This is a genomic window from Stenotrophomonas maltophilia (assembly GCF_006974125.1).
Taxonomy (GTDB): Bacteria; Pseudomonadota; Gammaproteobacteria; order Xanthomonadales; family Xanthomonadaceae; genus Stenotrophomonas; species Stenotrophomonas maltophilia_O.
In genome coordinates this window covers 646,466-664,163 of the sequence record NZ_CP037858.1, presented here as the reverse complement: position 1 = coordinate 664,163, position 17,698 = coordinate 646,466, and the positions used below count along the sequence as shown (strand labels likewise).

Genomic DNA, 17,698 nt, shown 5'->3' with positions numbered 1-17,698 from the left:
CTGTGGTGCCGGTGAAAGGACTCGAACCTTCATGGGGTCACCCCCGGCTGATTTTGAGTCAGCTGCGTATACCATTCCGCCACACCGGCAGGCAGCGTGTGAGTGTAACCGAGGAGGGTGGGGCTTTCATAGGGGCAAGGCAGATCGGGGCGTTTCCTGTCGGCATCGGCTCTGTGATGGCTATACTGCGCCGGCTTGAATGCCTCCAGGAGCCATAGCCGATGACAGTGTTGCAGGACCTGAGGGTGCTGGTGGTCGAGAACGACGAGATGAGCGCGGCGCTGCTGCAGATGCAGCTGGTGCATGCCGGCGCGACTGTGGTCGGGTTGGCGGCGAGCGTGGCTGAGGCATTGCGCATGCTGGAAGACTCGGCCCCGGACGTGGCCCTGCTGGACTATCGCCTGGCCCGCAACGAGACCAGCGAGCCGGTGGCGGCAGCATTGTCGGCGCGTGGCGTACCGTTCGTGCTCGCTACCGGAATGCTGGCTGAGCAGTTGCCCGAGTCGATGCTGGCCGGAATACTGCTGGTCAAGCCGTACCTGTCGGCGGATCTGACCCGGGCGCTGACCCGTGCGGTGGGCCGTTCCAGCGCAACGGCGTGAGAACGGCGCTTCAGCCGGCCTCGTCGTACACGTATCGGATGTCCTCGCGGTCGTCGAGGATGCGGTACTGCCCGGCCAGGTTGTCCGGGTCGGGATTGAGCCACGCATCGAGATGTTCCCTGCGGATAGGTATCACGCCGCGATCGTGACCTGCCGCGGCGACATCGCGTGGCGGGGTGTCGGTGATCGTGGCGAACGAGAGCAGGCGTCCTTCCGGTCCCTCCCATTCCGCCCAAAGGCAGGCCAAAAGCAGGTCGCGGGGCGGATCGGGGCGAAACTCCAGCACCACATCCTGTTCCTTTTCCGCGGCGCCCAGCGCGCGCCCTGCGATGGCGTGGCGTGGTACGTGCTCATAGAACGCCCGCACCACGACAACGCCGTGGCGAAGGCCGAACGCGCCGCGCCAATAGCCTTCCAGGCTGTCACGTCGTGCGTTGTAGGTGCCGGGGTAGAGCACGTCGTTGCGTGCCGGTTTGTCGGGCAGCCGGCACTGGTAGCGCATCGGCTTGATCACCCGGCGGCCGTTCTCGCTGACCATCACCGGCGCGTAGGTGCCGGGGAAAATGCGGTTGTCGCGCGGCAGTAGTTGGACCCGGTGCAGGTCTTCGAGCCGGGCCTGGGCGCGTTCGATGCGGTTGCCGGCCACGCGCAGGTCGTTGCGTGCCTTCTGGGTGGGGCGCGTGGCGAGCGTTGCATGGGCGATATCGCGGCGCTCGCGTTGGCCGGCCAGCTCCGCCTCCAGAACCTGGCGTTCCAGTGCATGCCAGTGCTGGATCTTCGCGACGATGTCGCGGCCCTGTCCGGTGCGTGCGCCGGCAAAGCCGTCATCCATTGCTTTCGGAGTTTTCGGTCGCTTCTTGCCGGGGTCGTGTGCGTACAGTTCGGCGAACTCCTCCAGCGACAGGATGGCACCGAACTCGCGGACCAGCGTGGCGTAGTCGGCGCGGATCAGGGCGGAATAGCACATGGGAACTCTGCAGGCCTGGGTCGCAGTCGCTGCGACGTGGATACGGCAGGATAGCCCGACCTACAGGGAGATACCGCATGAATGATTCCGTCAGCTGCCAGTTCCGCGAGGCTGTCCCCACGGTTGAAGACTACTGCCGGCTGCGTGTGCTGGCCGGCCTCAGTGCCAAGAGCCACGAGGCGGCGACGCGGGCGCTGCCCAACACCCTGTATGGCGTGTGTGCCTACCAGGGCAATGAGCTGGTAGCGATGGGCCGCATCGTCGGCGATGGTGGGTGCCACCTGCAGGTCTGCGATATCGCGGTGCTGCCGCGCCTGCAGGGGCAGGGCCTGGGCAAGGAAGTGATGCGGCGCCTGGATGGCTGGATGCAGGCGAACCTGCCGCCATCGGCGTACGTCAGCCTGCTGGCCGATGGTGAGGCGCACCGGTTGTATGCGCAGTTTGGTTTTGCGCCGACAGCACCGGCGTCGATCGGGATGTATCGCCGGCTCTGAGGTGCGGCGGAGGTGAAACCATCCACGCATGGCGTGGATCTACCCGGGCCCTGCAGTGGATCCCCGCCATGCGCGGACAGGGCCTTCCCGGGAATCGCAGGCAAAGAAAAACCCCGGCCGAAGCCAGGGTTTTCAAGAATTGGCGTCCCCACGGGGATTCGAACCCCGGTCGCCACCGTGAAAGGGTGATGTCCTAGGCCTCTAGACGATGGGGACGCACGAAAACTTCAAGTTGTAGATGCTTCGACGGCCTAATGTCGAAGTGGTGGAGCCAAGCGGGATCGAACCGCTGACCTCCTGCATGCCATGCAGGCGCTCTCCCAGCTGAGCTATGGCCCCATGAAACTCCGGATGATCTGCCGGGAGCAGAGTCCGTTTTGAAACTGGCGTCCCCACGGGGATTCGAACCCCGGTCGCCACCGTGAAAGGGTGATGTCCTAGGCCTCTAGACGATGGGGACGCACGAAAAACTTCAAGTTGTAGAACTCTCGACGGCCTAATGTCGAAAGTGGTGGAGCCAAGCGGGATCGAACCGCTGACCTCCTGCATGCCATGCAGGCGCTCTCCCAGCTGAGCTATGGCCCCGTGTTACCGAGCCGCCTATCATACCTGCGTGTTCACGTTTGTGGAAGCTTTTTTTCAACTTTTTTCGTTCCGGTTCAACCGCAGCCACGAGGGCAGGGGAACCGCAACGCCACAGCCTGAATGCCGGTAGGCGGTGAACAAAAAAGACCCGGTTATCGGCCGGGTCCTCGTTGTTCGTGATGAGTGGCGTCCCCACGGGGATTCGAACCCCGGTCGCCACCGTGAAAGGGTGATGTCCTAGGCCTCTAGACGATGGGGACGCAATTCTCATCAATGTTCTTTAGCGACCTTTCGACGGCCTAATGCCGAAAGATTGGTGGAGCCAAGCGGGATCGAACCGCTGACCTCCTGCATGCCATGCAGGCGCTCTCCCAGCTGAGCTATGGCCCCACGTCGCTGAGGAGCGAAATAATAGCCTTGCCCCAGGGGGTTGGCAAGCATTTGTTGCACTTTTCTTCACGTGCGTTGCAATGCCGATCTGCGCAAGGGATGTCTATGTGTTGTCGTCGGTCAGCGCCGCCAGGATCGGGCATTGGTCGAGGGTGCCATGACCGGGGCATGCATCGACCAGCTGCGAAAGCGCGGTATGCATGCGCTGCAGTTCGGCCATCCGTTGTGCAATGTCCTGCAGGCGGGCCTGGGCGGTGTCGCGCACGCTTCCCATGTCCTGCCGGTGGTGATCGCTGAGCGCCAGCAGTTCGCCGATTTCCTCGAGGCTGAATCCCAGTGCTTTGGCGCGGCGGATGAAGCGCAACCGGCGCAGGTCCGGCTCGCCGAAGATGCGGTAGCCGCCAGCCGAGCGCGCCGCTGTCGGCAGCAGCTGCTGCCGCTCGTAATAGCGGACCGTATCGATCGGAACGCCCGCCTGACGGGCCAGTTGTCCAATGTTCATGGCAGTTTTCCTGCGGATCCTGCCGCCATTGTGAAGCCTGGAGTCTGGTCGAGAGTCAAGGCTTCAGCCCGGCACGCGCATTCAGCCCACTTTGCAACTTTCTTCATAGCCCCGCAGATGGGCCTGTTCCTACCCTTCGCCTGAACCGGCCGTTCGATGGCCTGCAACGAACCGAGGAGGTGGTCTGTGGAGGGAGTCAGGAACGAAGCATTCGTCGAGGTTGCGGTGGTCGAATACCCGGGAGGGGACCCCTCCGCCGCCTCGGTGCTGGCCGAAATGGCCCACGTCGCCAACCGCCTGGCCCAACAGCAGCGCCGACCGTTCAAACGCGTGCTTGTCACCCGCTGGATCGTGCCCGCCAGCCAGACCGGTGTACATCGCATCGCGGGTGCTGAAATGCTTGACGCCGCCATTCCTGCGGTAATCGCGGTTCCCGGCCAGATCAGCCCTGGAGCCTGTCTGCGCGCCGAGGAGGTCCTGCTGGACTGGTTGCGGGCCCACTATGACGGTGGCAGCCTGCTGGCTGCTGCCAGTGAGGGGGTCGGTGTGCTGGCCCGTGCGGGACTGCTGGCCGGAAGAACGGTCAGCGGCCCGGATCTGGGGCGACATCCGGGGTTGCAGGCGCAGGCGGTGAGCTGGGTCCCCAGTGAGCGGGCGCTGGTCGATGATGGTGATCTGCTGACCGTTGGCGGATCGCAGGCCTGGCGTTTCCTCGGGCTGCGTTTGCTGTATCGGCTGCACGGGCAGGGCGTGGCGAGTGCGGTCGCGCAACAGCTCGGGATCGTCGTGCCCGCAGGCATCCAGCAGGATCTTGAGCGTTTCAGTGCCAACTTCGCCCACGGTGACCGCGATGTACTGAAGGCCCAGCGCTGGCTGCATACCACTGCGGCACGAGGGGCCACTCTGGCCGCAATCTGCGAGGTTTCCGGATTGGAACCGCGCACCTTGCAGCGGCGCTTCCTCCGGGCGACCGGTCTGCGCCCGATCGAGTACTGCCAACGGCTGCGCATTGCCAAGGCGCAGACCCTGCTGCAGCAGGGCGCAGGCATCGAAGAGGTGGCCTGGGGTGTGGGCTACGCTGATCAGAGCGCGTTCCGGCGTCTGTTCCTCCGCATCGTGGGCATGACACCGGCCAACTATCGTCGCCACGTCAACTGCAAGCGGCGGGAACGACCGTTGATGCCGTCGGTGGCCGGCAGTCTGCGCGGCCTGCAGACGCCCCCCGGCATGCAGTTGGGGCGGAGTGCGGCCTGATGACGGGTGGCGGGCCAGCGCTTGCAACCTGGGCGTGACGCTTTGACCATGCAGTCAGTGGAACTTGAGCAGGTGGGCTGATGTCGAGTGTTGGACCGGTACCGATGCCGGTGGTGTTGATCCTCATGTGCACGTTGCTGGCCATGATCGTTGCCCGTCTTTGGCCGCGCAGGGCCGTCGGAATGCCGCTGCCGTCGGCAGCAAGCATGGTGCTGGACATGCTGCTGATCGGCCTGTTGTGTGGTCGTATCAGTTTTGTTGTGCTGAATTTCGCGCTCTATCGATCGGAGCCCTGGAGCATCCTGCAGGTCACCGATGGTGGCTATCACCTGATGGTGGTGCTGGTGGCCGGGCTGGCGTGGGGATCATGGCGTCTGCGGCCGTGGCGTCAGTTGCGTGCACCGGTACTGACGAGCGCACTTGTGGGGGTGCTGCTCTGGGCTGCTGGGGGGCAGCTGCTGTCGGCCTGGCAGGAGCGGCAGATGCCATTGCCAACGCTGCAGGTCGCGGACCTGCAGGGCGGAACGGTTGACCTGCAGCAGTTCCGTGGCCGGCCGGTGGTGCTGAACCTGTGGGCCACATGGTGCGGCCCCTGCCGACGGGAGATGCCGGTGCTCGCAGCGGCGCAGCAGGCACATGGCAACGTGCAGTTCGTCTTCCTCAATCAGGGCGAAACCCTGGATGAGGTCCAGGGTTTTCTTGCCGGTGAGCGACTGATGCTGGGCAACGTGTTGCTGGATGACGAAGCGGCCGCTTCAACAGTGCTGGGTGTACAGGCCTATCCTTCGACACTCTTCTTCGATGCCGATGGACGCCTGCGTGAACTGCACCTGGGCGAGCTGACCGCGGCCGGCCTTGAACACAAACTGCGCCGGCTGCGGTAGCCTGCGCGGGCATCTCACTACGGAGTTCCCATGTTGTCGACTTCCCTGCGCACCGCCCCGGCGGTGCTGTTGCTGCCGGTCATGCTGGCATTGGCCGCCTGCAGCCAGGCACAGACGCCGCCGGGCAAGGCCCCCACGGCACCGGCGACGAGTGCTGCGGCCTCTGCCGCCAAGGGCGATCGCCCTGCAGTGCTGAAGGGCATCGAAAAGCACGGCTTCGAGGTCGTTGCCGAATTCGATGCGCCCGGTGGCCTGCGCGGTTTTGCCGGTGTGGTGGGTGGTCAGCAGCCTGCAGCGGCCTATGTCACGGCCGATGGCAAGCACGTGCTGGTGGGCAGCCTGTTCGATGCCGAAGGCAATGATGTGGCTGCCGAAGCGGTCGAGAAGCTGGTCGCCGCACCGATGTCGGCCAAAATGTGGACCAAGCTCGACGCCAGCGCCTGGGTGCGTGACGGCAAGGCCGACGCCCCGCGCGTGGTCTATACCTTCAGTGATGCCAACTGCCCCTATTGCCACAAGTTCTGGGAGGCGGCCCGTCCGTGGGTCGACGCCGGCAAGGTGCAGCTGCGTCACATCATGGTGGGTGTGATCCGCGAGGACAGCCCGGCCAAGGCCGCAGCCATTCTCGCGGCACGTGATCCGAGTGCGGCGCTGCTGGAGAACGAGCGCCAGTTCGACCGTGGCGGCATCAAGGCGCTGCCGAGCATCAGCCGCGAGATCGCCGGCAAGCTTGATGCCAACCAGGTATTGATGCTGGAGATGGGGTTCCAGGGCACCCCGGGTATCCTGTTCCAGGATGCACAGGGCCAGGTGCAGCGCCGGGCTGGATTGCCGCAGGGTGACGACCTGCAGACGGTGCTCGGTCCGCGTTGATCCATGCCTGCATGCTGATGTAGACCACAGGCCCGCATGGTGACATGCGGGCCTGTTGCGTTCCGTGCCCCAGGCGAACACAACCGCTTGCGCATAGTCTGTTCGCCGTCACGTCTGAATCGTGACTGAGATCAAGCGTCGTGCCTTGATTCCAATCAAGGCCAAAAACGACAAACGGACTAGCCTTTGACGCATGGAATACAGCGTCAACGCGCCATGGATGCCGCGCCGCGGCTGCCCTGATCCGGGCAGGTCGGCACAGCCATTCACGACACTCTCACTTCCTGCTTGTTACCCAGACCGCTGCGGTCGCCACCTCTCTGGCAGCGCGACCTTGATGGGGTCGACATGGGTGCAGGCGGGACAGTGTCATCGTCCTGTTGCCTGCCACGCGCAGGCTGGCCGATGTCGTCGACGCAGTACCCGCATTTCCAGCAACGGCAACGCGAAGCCAGGGCGGCGCATGCGTGCGCTCCGGAACCGTGATGCGAGTGTTCGTCCGGGGAGTATGCAATGCGTTTGGCGGTACTGAGTCTGGCGTGTATGGGGGCACTGGCGATCACGCCGGCGTACGCCCACCAGGGTGACGCGGAGGATGCGCAGGCATTGCGGCGTGAGATTGCCGCAATGCGCCAGGCGCTGGAAGGCATGCAGCAACGGCTGGACCGGCTGGAGCAGCGCGATGCTACGCCTGCGCAGGCAACAGCCATGCCTGCAACGGCGCCGATTGCCTCCGCCGCCCCTTCCGATGTGATCCATCGCACCCAGGTGCCGGGTGTGGCGCAGCCGGTACTGCCGCAGCGCGAATCGGTCGCTGATCCATCCACTGCCGCATCGCGACCGGACAGTGCGGCGGGCCCGACCGATCCCGATCTGAAGGGGTTCTTTGCCATTCCCGGCACCGATACGGTGATCCGCATCGGCGGCTACGCCAAGCTGGATGCGATCACCGATTCGCGCGCGGCCGGGGACGAGGACCAGTTCATTCCCTCGTCGATGCCGGTCGGCGGCAGCCACCGCGATGTCTCCAACTTCAACATCCACGCCAAGCAGACCCGCTTCAGTTTCGAGGCGCGGCGCCCGACCACGCACGGCAACCTGCGTTTCTATCTGGAGAACGACTTCTTCGGCAGCAGCGATGGCTATGAATTCCGCCTGCGGCATGCTTATGGGCAGCTCGGTAATACCTATGCCGGCTATGGCTACTCCAGCTTCATGGACCCGGACAGCCTGCCCGACACGTTGGACTTCGCCGGGCCGGGCGGCGCCGGCTATCTGTTGGTGGCCGGCATCCACCACAGCTTCGCGATGGGGAAGGGCAACACGCTGACCGTGGCGGCCGAAGACCCGAAGACTGAACTTGCTGGTGCCAGCGACGAGCGGGCTGCGGTGAACCGCCTGCCGGATGTAACCGTGACCGCGCGCCTGGAGCGTGACTGGGGCCATCTGCAGCTGGGCGCGGTGGCGCGCAGCCTCGCCTATGACGGAGAGGGCGAGCGCGACCGGCGCATGGCCGGTGGCCTGCAGCTGAGCGGCTCGGCCTCGGTGGGCGAGCGTGACCTGTTGCTGTTCGGTGCGCTGGGTGGCCGCGGCCTCAGCCGTTACACCGCCGACCTGACCGGCTCCGGGCTGGACGCGGTGGTCGGTGCCGACGGCCGTCTCGACGCGCTGGACCTGCACGGCGGCTTCGTGGGCTACACCCATTACTGGTCCGAGCTGTGGCGATCGAACCTGATCTTCGGCCAGCTGACCCTGGAGCGGAATGCTGCACTGGCGGCCGACGCATTCCGTCAGAGCCGCTACGGCGTGTTCAACCTGATCTGGAGCCCGGCACCGTCGTGGACGATGGGCATGGAGCTGCTGTATGGCCGCCTGGAACAGCAGGGTGGCGCGCGCGGCGACACCGTCCGGGTGCAGGGCAGCCTGCAATACAACTTCATCAGATAGGCGCCAGCGGTCGTACGCCAGCGTAACCGTCCCCACGCCCGGTTGCACCGGGCTCATGCCAGTACAGGAGATTGTCATGGCAGAAGCAAAGAAAATCGGGGTGGTCGGAGCCACCTTCCTCGTCGCCGGCAACATGATGGGCTCAGGTGTGTTCCTGCTGCCATCCAGCCTGGCCAAGATTGGTACCGCCTCGATCTGGGGCTGGCTGATCACCACCGCGGGCGCGCTGCTGCTGGCCTTCGTGTTCGCCAAGCTGGGCAAGCTGGCACCGAAGGCGGGCGGCCCGTACGCCTATGCGCGTGACTGGTTCGGGCCCTACATGGGCTTCCAGACCAACACCATCTACTGGTTCGCCAACTGGATCGGCAACGTCGCCATCCCGATCGCGGCGGTCGGCTACTTCAGCTACTTCTTCCCGATCCTGTCCGAGCCGCTGGTGCGCTGCATCGCGGTGCTGGTGCTGGTGTGGGCGCTGAGCTTCGCCAACATGATCGGCCCGGCGTTCGTCAGCCGCGTGCAGACCGTCACCACCAGCTTCGCGCTGGTGCCGATCCTGGGCATCGCCATCTTCGGCTGGTTCTTCTTCGATGCCGACATCTTCAAGGGCGCCTACAACGTGTCCGGTGAATCCAACTTCGGCGCGATCTCCAGCGCTGCGGCACTGACCCTGTGGGCCTTCATCGGCGTTGAATCCGCTTCGGTCACCGCTGGCGTGGTGGAGAACCCGGAAAAGAACGTGGCCCGTGCCACCCTGGCCGGTGTGTTCCTGGCCGCCATCGCCTACATCGCCAGCTCCTCGGTGATCATGGGCATGGTGCCCAACGGCGAGCTGCAGACTTCCGATGCGCCGTTCGCACTGGCTGCCGCCAAGGCCGTCGGTGGCTGGGGCGGTGCGCTGGTCAGCCTGTGCGCCTTCATCGGCGCTGCCGGTTCGCTGGGTGGCTGGATCCTGCTGACCGCGCAGAGTGCCAAGGCAGCCTCCGACGACGGCCTGTTCCCGAGCATCTTCAGCAAGACCAACAAGGACGACGCGCCGGTCAAGGGCGTGCTGATCGTGGCCGTGCTGATGACCCTGGCGGTGCTGGTCACTTCCACCTCGGAAACCGCGTCGGCACAGTTCGACGTGATCACGTCGGCGGCCGTGGTGCTGACCCTGCTGCCCTACATCTACTCGTGCGTGGCCTGCTACTTCGTGGTCGAGCGCTCGCACACCCTGGTCCACACCGGTGCGTTCTGGACCCTGACCAGCCTGACCGTCGTGTACTGCCTGTGGGCGATCTACGGCTCGTCGGGAACCATCGTGCAGTACGCCTTCCTGTTCGTGCTGTTCATCACCGTGTTCTATCCCTTCTTCAGCGAGGAGCGCCGCCAGCAGCGGCAGCGCGCCCGCGAGGCCTCGGCCATCAGCGCCGGTGCCCAGCGTTCCTGAGTTCGACAAGGAGAATCAACGTGTACTTCAAGTCCCTGGACTATCCGGTCATTGTCATCGACAACGACTACGAGTCGCCGCGCATCGGCGGCATCCTGATCCGTGCCCTGGTGGAAGAGCTGCGCAGCAACGACCAGCGCGTGCTGTGCGGCCTGAACCTGGATGATGCCCGCGCCGGTGCCCGCACCTACGTGGCGGCCTCGGCGGTGCTGATCTCGATCGACGGCAGCGAAGAGGTGGATGGCGAGTTCCAGCGCCTGACCGCCTTCCTGCGCGAGCAGAGCGCGCGCCGCGCCAACCTGCCGGTGTTCCTGTACGGCGAGCGCCGCACCATCGAAAAGGTGCCGAGCAAGCTGCTCAAATACATCCACGGCTTCATCTTCCTGTTCGAAGACACCAAGAGCTTCATCTCGCGGCAGGTGATGCGCGCGGCCGAAGACTACATGAAAAACCTGCTGCCGCCGTTCTTCAAGGCGCTGATCCATCATGCGGCCGAGTCGAACTATTCCTGGCATACGCCGGGCCATGCCGGCGGCGTGGCGTTCACCAAATCGCCGGTCGGCCGTGCATTCCATCAGTTCTACGGCGAGAACACCCTGCGCAGCGACCTGTCGATCTCGGTGCCGGAGCTGGGCTCGCTGCTCGATCACACCGGCCCGATCAAGGACGCCGAGAACGAGGCGGCACGCAACTTCGGTGCCGACCATACCTTCTTCGTCACCAATGGCACCTCCACCGCCAACAAGATCGTCTGGCATGGCACGGTGGCGCGCGGTGACGTGGTGTTCGTCGATCGCAACTGCCACAAGTCGCTGCTGCACGCGCTGATCATGACGGGCGCGGTGCCGGTGTACTTCACCCCCAGCCGCAACGCGCACGGCATCATCGGCCCGATCAGCCTGGACCAGTTCACGCCGGAATCGCTGCAGCAGCGCATCGCCGCCAACCCGCTGGCCAGCCAGGCCTACCAGGCCGGCTCCAAGCCGCGCATCGCGGTGGTCACCAACTCGACCTATGACGGCCTGTGCTACAACGCCGAGAAGATCGCTGACGAGATCGGCAGCGCGGTCGATTTCCTGCATTTCGATGAAGCCTGGTACGCCTATGCCGCGTTCCATCCGTTCTACGAGAACCACTACGGCATGGCCAAGGGCAAGCCGCGTGAGCAGGATGCGATCATCTTCACCACGCATTCGACCCACAAGCTGCTGGCCGCGTTCTCGCAGGCGTCGATGATCCACGTACGCAATTCGGCGCAGCGCAATCTGGACGCGGAGCGCTTCAACGAGTCGTTCATGATGCATACCTCGACCAGCCCGCACTACGGGGTGATCGCGGCCTGTGATGTGGCTTCGAAGATGATGGAAGGCGACGCTGGCCGCTCGCTGGTGCAGGAAATGCACGACGAAGCCATCGCCTTCCGCCGCGCGATGCTGCATGTCCGCGATGACCTGGGGCGTGACGACTGGTGGTTCAGCGTGTGGCAGCCGACCCAGGTCGAGCGCAGCCTGGACAAGGGCGATACGCCGGCACCGCTGGTGGCCAAGCGCGAGGAGTGGTACCTGCAGCCGGATGCACACTGGCACGGCTTCGAGAACCTGGTTGACGACTATGTGCTGATCGACCCGATCAAGGTGACCCTGCTGACGCCGGGCCTGGCAATGGACGGCAGCATGGGCAAGCTGGGCATCCCGGCGGCGGTGCTGAGCAAATTCCTGTGGGGCCGCGGCATCACTGTGGAAAAGACCAACCTGTACTCGGTGCTGTTCCTGTTCTCGATGGGCATCACCAAGGGCAAGTGGAGCACCCTGGTCACCGAGCTGATGGCATTCAAGGAGCTCTACGACTGCAACGCGCCGCTGAGCCAGGCACTGCCGACGCTGGCCGCCGATTATCCGAACGCCTATGCGGGCTGGGGCCTGCGTGACCTGTGTGACGCGCTGCATGCGTTCAACCAGGAATTCGCGGTGGCCAAGGTGATGCGCGAGATGTACGTGGATCTGCCGACGCCGGTGATGACCCCGGCCGATGCCTACAACCATCTGGTGAAGGGCGAGATCGAGCGGGTCGACATCGAGCAGATCAGTGGCCGCATCGCCGCGACCATGCTGGTGCCATACCCGCCGGGCATCCCGACGATCATGCCGGGCGAACGCTTTGGCGACAGCGATGAGCCGATCATCCAGTCGCTGCGCATCGCCCGCGAGCAGAACGCCCGTTTCCCGGGCTTCGAGTCGGACGTTCACGGGCTCATCATCGAGCAGGAGGGTGATGCGGTTTCGTACAGGGTGGAGGTGCTGAAGGCCTGACCGGCAACGGTCGGCCTTTCGGCGGACGATGGATACCGCGCGCGAGCAACGCATCCTGAAGTTCTCGATCGGGGTCACCCTTGCGGTGAGCGCGGTCGGCTTCGGCGGTGGCCTGCTGGTGGGATCGCAGGCCATCCTGTTCGACGGCGTGTACAGCCTGGTCGACGTCGCCCTGACCCTGGTGTCGTTGTCGGTGCTGCGACTGGTGGCGCGGGAGCAGAGCCCGCGCTTCCAGTACGGCTACTGGCACCTGGAGCCGATGGTCGAGGCACTCGGCGGGGTGATCCTGTCGCTGGCCTGCGTGTATGCGCTGGCCAACGCGGTGATTGGTTTGACCACGGGCGGGCACGAAGTGAAATTCGGGCCCGCGCTGTGGTGGGCGGCATTGCTGAGTGCCAGCAACCTGGCGATGGCGGCGTTTGTCGCCCAGCGGGCGCGGCACCTGCGCTCGGCGCTGCTGTGGCTGGACGTGCGTGGCTGGCTGCTGGGTGGGTTGATGAGCCTGGCGGTGGTACTGGCCTTCCTACTGGCCCTGGCCCTGCAGGGGGGCGAATGGCACCACTGGGTGCCGTACCTGGATTCGATCGTGCTGGCGTTGATCAGCCTGGCGGTGTTGCCGGTGCCGGCACGCAGTGCGTGGAAGGCCATGCGCGAAGTGCTGCAGGTGGCGCCGGACGATCTGGACCGGCGCGTGCAGCAGGTGATGCAGGCGTTCGTGGCCGAGCGCGGCTATGCCGGTTTCACCAGTCATGTGGCGAAGATGGGACGGATGCGCTTCATCGAGATCCATGTGTTGGCCGACCCGGCCATGCCGCTGGGTTCAGTGGGTGAGGTCGATGCGATGCGCGACGAGATCGCGGTGCGGCTGGATGCGCGCAGCAGCACGTTCTGGCTGACCATCGATTTCACTGCAGACCCCGCGTGGACGTGAGCGGGGCTCGGCTCTACAGGCCGGCGTGATCGTTGCGCGTGGCAGACCGGTCTGTTGCACCGGATCCGTTTGACCTCAACCCGGGTTGAGGTCACAGACTGCCGGCAACCCCTACGAGGCGCGCGGCATGAACCTGCTGACCACACCGGACCTCAGCCATGGCCTGCTGGAGCTGTTCAATCCACCGGGCCTCTATGATCCTTCGGCCAACGGCTACTCACACGTGGCGGTGGTGCGCCTGCCGGCACGGGTGATCCACGTCGCCGGGCAGGGCGGTGAAGATGCCCAGGGCCGTCTTTCGCCCAGCTTCGAAGACCAGGTCGGGCAGGCGCTGGACAACCTGCAGACCGCGCTGCGCTCGGCGCAGGCAAGCCTGGCTGATGTGACGCGGTTGCGCATCCTGGTGGTCGGCCACGATGAGGACCGGCTGGGCATCATTGCCCACCAGGTGCGGCGGCGCTGGCCGAACCGTGCGGCGCCCACCTGCACGTTGATCCCGGTGCCGCGACTGGCGCTGGACGGCATGCTGTTCGAGATCGAGGCGGAGGCCTACGCCGCCTAGCGCAGGTAGTACTCCACCGGCACCACCAGTTCCTGTGGTGCCTTCAGTTCATCGGGAATGGGCGGCAGCGGCTGCGCACGACGGAAGGTCTGCAGCGCAGCGTCATCGAGCATCGGCTGGCCACTGGACTGCTCCAGCCGCAGTGCCAGCAGGCGGCCTTCGCGGTCGATGCTGGCCCTGACCCAGGCAGTGCCCTGCTGCCGGCGCGAGCGGGCGGCGGCAGGGTAATAGCGGTAACGCTCCAGCCGCGCCATCAGGCGGGCTTCCCACTGGTCGCTGGCGGCGCCGGCCTGGAAGTCCGCCGGTGGCGCGTCTGGAGCGGGCGGAGCGGCCGTGATCGATGCCGGTGCGGGACTGGCATCGGTCGCGGCCGCCGGCGGGGCGACCGGCAGCGGCTTTCGACCCGTCCCGCCCGTTTCGCTGGCGGCCAACTCGCCCTCGCGCGCGGCGGTGGGCTTCGGTGGCGGGGGCGACTTTGTCGGTTGCGATGCACGCGCCTGCTGCGCCTGGCTGGGGGTGTCGGCCTGGCGCTCCTCTACGGGCTGTGGCGGCGTGGCCGGTGCCAGCAGGCGCAGGCTGATGCGCACGTCCTGCTCCGGCGGCGGCAGCATCGGCGGCACAGCGACCCAGTGCACCAACAGCAGCAGGGGCAGCAGGTGCAGGACGACGGTGATCGCGATCGCCTGCCAGTGTTGGCCACGCTCACTCATCGTCCAGCACCCACAGCAGATCGGCATCCGTCGCATCGACGGTTTCACCCGGCGAAGCCAATGCGATCACCAGCGCAGGCGTAGCCGCTGACAGGTACCCCGGTACCCCGGTACCGCGCAGTACATGCCAGCGCCCCGCGACCAGCAGCGCCGGCGCGGGCGCATCGAGCAGCACCTGTGCCATGCGCGCGTCGCGGGCCTGTTGCACGGCCAGCATTCCTTCCAGCATCGGTGCTGCGTCTGCGTGCTGGGCCAGCACCACCGCCGACAGGCGCTGGCGGGCAGCGGCCACCGGGAACCGCACGCCCTCGGTGGACGCGAGCAGCGCGTTGACCTCGGCACGTGACAGGTTGCCGCCGAACAGCGGCGTACCTGCATCGGCAGCATCCTGTACCAGCCCGCCATACGCGGCCCACGGCCAGCGCGTATCCCAGTCCAGCAGTTCCTGCAGGCGTGCACCTTCGGCCTGGTTGCCCTTGGCCAGCCAGCGCTGCACCCGCTGCAGGCGTGGCTGGCGCTCGCTGGCGATCATTTCCAGCACCAGCGAACCCTGCGGGCGCTGCCGCTGCAGGGACTGCAGCAGCCAGCGCTGGGCGGCGTGGTCTCCGGCGAGATCATGGCGTTCACCCAGCAGCAGCCTCTGGGCGTCCGCCGCACGCGTCACGAATGCGGCTTCGTCCAGATGTTGGCCGTTGGCCAGGTCGATCACCGTGCCAGGCATCGGCTGCGCGCTGGCCACTGTCGCCAGCGCGAGCAGGCATCCGGGCAGCCAGCGACGGCTAGAACGCCACATTGACGCCCATCGAGACGGTACGGCCACGGCCGTTGCCGCGGTCCAGGATCGGGCTGAAGATGCTGTCGATCGAGGCATTGTTGTCATAGGCCTTGTTCTGCAGGTTTTCGATGTTCAGCCACAGCGTGGTGTTGGCCTGGGGCTTGAAGCTCGCGTAGAAGTCCAGCAGCACGCCGGTGCCGCCGGTCTTGCGGGTCTGGAAGAAGTCGTAGCCTTCCTCGGTCGGGCCGGAGTACTCGGCGCGCAGGCCGGCCTGCACGCGCTGCTGCCACCAGCGGCCGCCCACGTCCAGCGTCCAGTAGCGGTCGGGCAGGGCGGTGATGTCTTCCAGGTTGACGAACTCGATGGCCGGCGCACTGGTGCGCGAGCGGGTCCAGCTCAGCGTGGCGTGGTAGTGCTCGCTGGCGTAATGCGCTTCCAGTTCGATACCGCGCATGCGCACCACGCCGGGGTGGTTCATCCAGCGCGTGGTGGCGCTGAAGTCGTCGGCGTCCAGCACATCGGTCCAGGCGTTGAGTTGCGGATCGCTGTCGATCGGCACCACGAACGGTTCCACTTCCGGCGGATGCACGATCAGCAGGTACTGCGGCTTGATGTAGTCGCGGATGCGGTTGTCGAAGCGGGTGACCCGCAGCTGTGCCAGGTCACCGTCGACCAGCAGCGAGTCGGTGCTGAGGTTGGCGCCGAACTGCAGGTTGCGCGAGCGCTCGCGGTGCAGGAACGGATTGGCGCCGATGCCGTCGGCGACGCTGGCGTCCTCCAGCGGGATCTTCTCGAAGAACATTTCCTGCACGCGCGGCGGCCGCGAGGTGCGCGAGACCTCGGCGAACAGCTGCAGCCAGTCGGTGGCCTGCAGTGAAACCGCCAGGCTCGGACTGAGTGCGCGCTCGGTGCGACGCACGTCGATGTCGCCGCCATTGATCTCCGTGCACTGACCGGGCACATCCGAGCACACCGGGATGTGGCCACGGATGCCGAAGCGGTCCTGGCGCAGGCCGGCGGTCAGCGCGTAGATGTCGTACTGCAGCTCCAGCGTGCTGAACACGCTGTCCAGCTGGCTGCGACCCTGCGGGTTGGCACCGCGCAGGATGGGCGTATCGGCCACGTAGATGTCCGACTGGTGCTTGATGCCGGTGTTCCAGCGCGCCTGCAGTGCCCCGATGTCGAAGCGGCTGGTGTTGTCCACGGTCCAGCTGCTCAGGCTGCTGTGGGTGCGGCGGCCGATGTAGCTGGACGCCTCCACCGGCGGATAGAACAGCTGGGTCTTGTTGCTGGCGAAGGTCGCACGCAGGTCGATCCACGGCGAATAGGGCGTGTAGTGGTAACTGGCGCGCTGGTTGCGCGCGGAAATCTGCCACGGGTAGTTGTGGTAGAAGTCGTTTTCGTAACGCATGTGGCTCAGGTCCAGCCGGTGCTGGTCGCTGGGCTGCAAGCGTGCTTTCAACAACCAGCTGCTGGGCTGCTGGCTGCCAGGATCGGCGTCGTTCTTCTGCCCACGCGCGGTTGCGTACTCGCTGCTGCGGCTGCTGCTGGCAGCGGCCAGCAGGCCGAACTGGCGGTCGCCACCCTCTTCGCTGTGGCGCCAGGCACCGGCGAAGGTACGGCCGCTGCCGTAGCCGTTGTTGCCGTGGCGATAGCCTGCACGCAGGCCCCAGTCACGGCCCTCACCGAGCAGATCGTCGATATCCAGCGTGCGGAAGTTGGCACTGCCGGCCAGCGTGCCCGCGCCATCACCACCGGCGACCGCACCGCGCTGTACGTCCACGCCGGCCAGCAGGAAAGGATCGACATAGGCGAACGGACCGCCCGAGCCATGCCCGGCATTGTTGCGGAAGGTCTGGGTGACACCGTCGATCATGGTGTTGACCCGGCCGGCACCGGTCATGCCGCGGATGTTGACCTGCAGGCCCGGCTGGCTGCGCGAATGGAAGCTGTGGGTGCCGGGCATCGAGCGCAGCAGGCTGTTGCCTTCCTGGCGTTCGGCCATCGCCACGCGCTCGCTGCCGACCGAGGGCGCAAAGCCATCGCGGGTGGCCGGCACATATTGGCTGGCGCCGGCACCCGGTGCCTGGCCGTGTGCGGTAGCACCCTGCACCCGCAGCGGGCCGGTGCGGCGGCTGCCATCGGCGCGTTCGGCCGGCGCCGGTTCCAGGGCGGCACGGCGCGCATCCACGAAGCGCGGGCGCAGGCCGCTGCCTGCCAGCAGGCGCGTCAGGGCCTGCGCATCGTCGAAGTCACCGCGCAGCGCAGGCGCCGAATGACCTGGGGGCAGGGCCGCGCCGATCACCAGATCGACACCGGTCAGCCGACTGTAGGCGTCCAGCGCGGCGGCCAGTGGCTGGGCGGGCAGATCGTAGGTACGGGTGGCGGCCTGTGCGTGGGCACTGCCGGGCAGCAGCGCAAGCGAACTGGCGCAGGCCAGCGACAGGGCGAGGACAAGGGGGCGGGGGCACAGCATCGGGGGCT

Annotated in this window: 15 protein-coding genes and 7 tRNA genes; 10 read left to right on the top strand and 12 right to left on the bottom strand. The window is 66.0% G+C overall.

Annotated features, from left to right (window positions below; all coding sequences use genetic code 11):
* Nucleotides 1-3: 3 nt before the first annotated feature.
* Nucleotides 4-89: transfer RNA gene (locus tag EZ304_RS03055), tRNA-Leu, on the bottom strand.
* Between the two features lie 132 nt (nt 90-221).
* Here EZ304_RS03055 and EZ304_RS03050 point away from each other — a divergent pair.
* Complete coding sequence (locus EZ304_RS03050) at nt 222-602, top strand: response regulator (protein ID WP_049427448.1); 381 nt, start codon at nt 222-224, stop codon at nt 600-602.
* 10 nt (nt 603-612) lie between these two features.
* Here EZ304_RS03050 and EZ304_RS03045 read toward each other — a convergent pair whose 3' ends face one another.
* Nucleotides 613-1,569: an SOS response-associated peptidase family protein gene (locus tag EZ304_RS03045; protein WP_142806236.1), complete on the bottom strand. Its 957-nt coding sequence runs from the start codon at nt 1,567-1,569 to the stop codon at nt 613-615.
* Nucleotides 1,570-1,646: 77 nt separating this feature from the next.
* Between EZ304_RS03045 and EZ304_RS03040 the strand changes: the two genes are divergently transcribed.
* Complete coding sequence (locus EZ304_RS03040) at nt 1,647-2,063, top strand: GNAT family N-acetyltransferase (RefSeq protein ID WP_142806235.1); 417 nt, start codon at nt 1,647-1,649, stop codon at nt 2,061-2,063.
* Nucleotides 2,064-2,203: 140 nt separating this feature from the next.
* Here EZ304_RS03040 and EZ304_RS03035 read toward each other — a convergent pair.
* The 7 genes from EZ304_RS03035 to EZ304_RS03005 all read right to left on the bottom strand — a co-directional run bounded on the left by EZ304_RS03035 (nt 2,204) and on the right by EZ304_RS03005 (nt 3,540).
* Nucleotides 2,204-2,279, bottom strand: a tRNA-Glu gene (locus EZ304_RS03035).
* Nucleotides 2,280-2,326: 47 nt separating this feature from the next.
* A tRNA-Ala gene (locus EZ304_RS03030) sits at nt 2,327-2,402 on the bottom strand.
* 45 nt (nt 2,403-2,447) lie between these two features.
* Nucleotides 2,448-2,523 (bottom strand) — tRNA-Glu (locus EZ304_RS03025).
* Between the two features lie 49 nt (nt 2,524-2,572).
* Nucleotides 2,573-2,648, bottom strand: a tRNA-Ala gene (locus tag EZ304_RS03020).
* 184 nt (nt 2,649-2,832) lie between these two features.
* Nucleotides 2,833-2,908, bottom strand: a tRNA-Glu gene (locus EZ304_RS03015).
* Between the two features lie 54 nt (nt 2,909-2,962).
* Nucleotides 2,963-3,038, bottom strand: a tRNA-Ala gene (locus EZ304_RS03010).
* Nucleotides 3,039-3,141: 103 nt separating this feature from the next.
* Nucleotides 3,142-3,540: a heavy metal-responsive transcriptional regulator gene (locus EZ304_RS03005; protein WP_142806234.1), complete on the bottom strand. Its 399-nt coding sequence runs from the start codon at nt 3,538-3,540 to the stop codon at nt 3,142-3,144.
* 186 nt (nt 3,541-3,726) lie between these two features.
* Between EZ304_RS03005 and EZ304_RS03000 the strand changes: the two genes are divergently transcribed.
* The 8 genes from EZ304_RS03000 (at nt 3,727) to EZ304_RS02965 (ending at nt 13,729) form a co-directional block, all read left to right on the top strand.
* On the top strand, nt 3,727-4,794 hold the full coding sequence (locus EZ304_RS03000; RefSeq protein WP_099553176.1) for a GlxA family transcriptional regulator: 1,068 nt from the start codon (nt 3,727-3,729) through the stop codon (nt 4,792-4,794).
* 80 nt (nt 4,795-4,874) lie between these two features.
* On the top strand, nt 4,875-5,678 hold the full coding sequence (locus EZ304_RS02995) for a TlpA disulfide reductase family protein (protein WP_099553177.1): 804 nt from the start codon (nt 4,875-4,877) through the stop codon (nt 5,676-5,678).
* A gap of 30 nt (nt 5,679-5,708) precedes the next feature.
* Complete coding sequence (gene dsbG, locus EZ304_RS02990; RefSeq protein ID WP_099553178.1) at nt 5,709-6,551, top strand: thiol:disulfide interchange protein DsbG; 843 nt, start codon at nt 5,709-5,711, stop codon at nt 6,549-6,551.
* A gap of 513 nt (nt 6,552-7,064) precedes the next feature.
* Nucleotides 7,065-8,498, top strand: a complete 1,434-nt coding sequence (locus tag EZ304_RS02985) for a DcaP family trimeric outer membrane transporter (RefSeq protein WP_142806233.1) — start codon at nt 7,065-7,067, stop codon at nt 8,496-8,498.
* Nucleotides 8,499-8,574: 76 nt separating this feature from the next.
* The gene (gene adiC / locus EZ304_RS02980) at nt 8,575-9,927 is read left to right on the top strand and encodes an arginine/agmatine antiporter (protein ID WP_142806232.1); all 1,353 of its coding nucleotides are present in this window, start codon (nt 8,575-8,577) and stop codon (nt 9,925-9,927) included.
* 20 nt (nt 9,928-9,947) lie between these two features.
* On the top strand, nt 9,948-12,236 hold the full coding sequence (locus tag EZ304_RS02975; protein ID WP_142806231.1) for an Orn/Lys/Arg decarboxylase N-terminal domain-containing protein: 2,289 nt from the start codon (nt 9,948-9,950) through the stop codon (nt 12,234-12,236).
* Between the two features lie 28 nt (nt 12,237-12,264).
* The gene (locus EZ304_RS02970; RefSeq protein WP_099553181.1) at nt 12,265-13,167 is read left to right on the top strand and encodes a cation diffusion facilitator family transporter; all 903 of its coding nucleotides are present in this window, start codon (nt 12,265-12,267) and stop codon (nt 13,165-13,167) included.
* Nucleotides 13,168-13,294: 127 nt separating this feature from the next.
* A complete protein-coding gene (locus tag EZ304_RS02965; RefSeq protein WP_099553182.1) occupies nt 13,295-13,729 on the top strand; it encodes a RidA family protein in 435 nt (144 codons plus the stop codon).
* Here the strand turns inward: EZ304_RS02965 and EZ304_RS02960 are convergent.
* Genes EZ304_RS02960 through EZ304_RS02950 form a run of 3 tightly spaced genes read right to left on the bottom strand, consistent with a single transcriptional unit; the run spans nt 13,726 to nt 17,690 of the window.
* Nucleotides 13,726-14,439 (bottom strand): energy transducer TonB family protein, encoded by a 714-nt coding sequence (locus tag EZ304_RS02960; protein WP_099553183.1) that lies wholly within the window; start codon nt 14,437-14,439, stop codon nt 13,726-13,728. The genes EZ304_RS02965 and EZ304_RS02960 overlap by 4 nt on opposite strands.
* Nucleotides 14,432-15,232 (bottom strand): ChaN family lipoprotein, encoded by an 801-nt coding sequence (locus EZ304_RS02955; protein WP_099553184.1) that lies wholly within the window; start codon nt 15,230-15,232, stop codon nt 14,432-14,434. Before EZ304_RS02955 ends, EZ304_RS02960 begins: the two co-directional genes overlap by 8 nt.
* Nucleotides 15,219-17,690, bottom strand: a complete 2,472-nt coding sequence (locus EZ304_RS02950; RefSeq protein ID WP_142806230.1) for a TonB-dependent receptor — start codon at nt 17,688-17,690, stop codon at nt 15,219-15,221. The genes EZ304_RS02955 and EZ304_RS02950 overlap by 14 nt, the downstream gene beginning before the upstream one ends.
* Nucleotides 17,691-17,698: the final 8 nt, after the last annotated feature.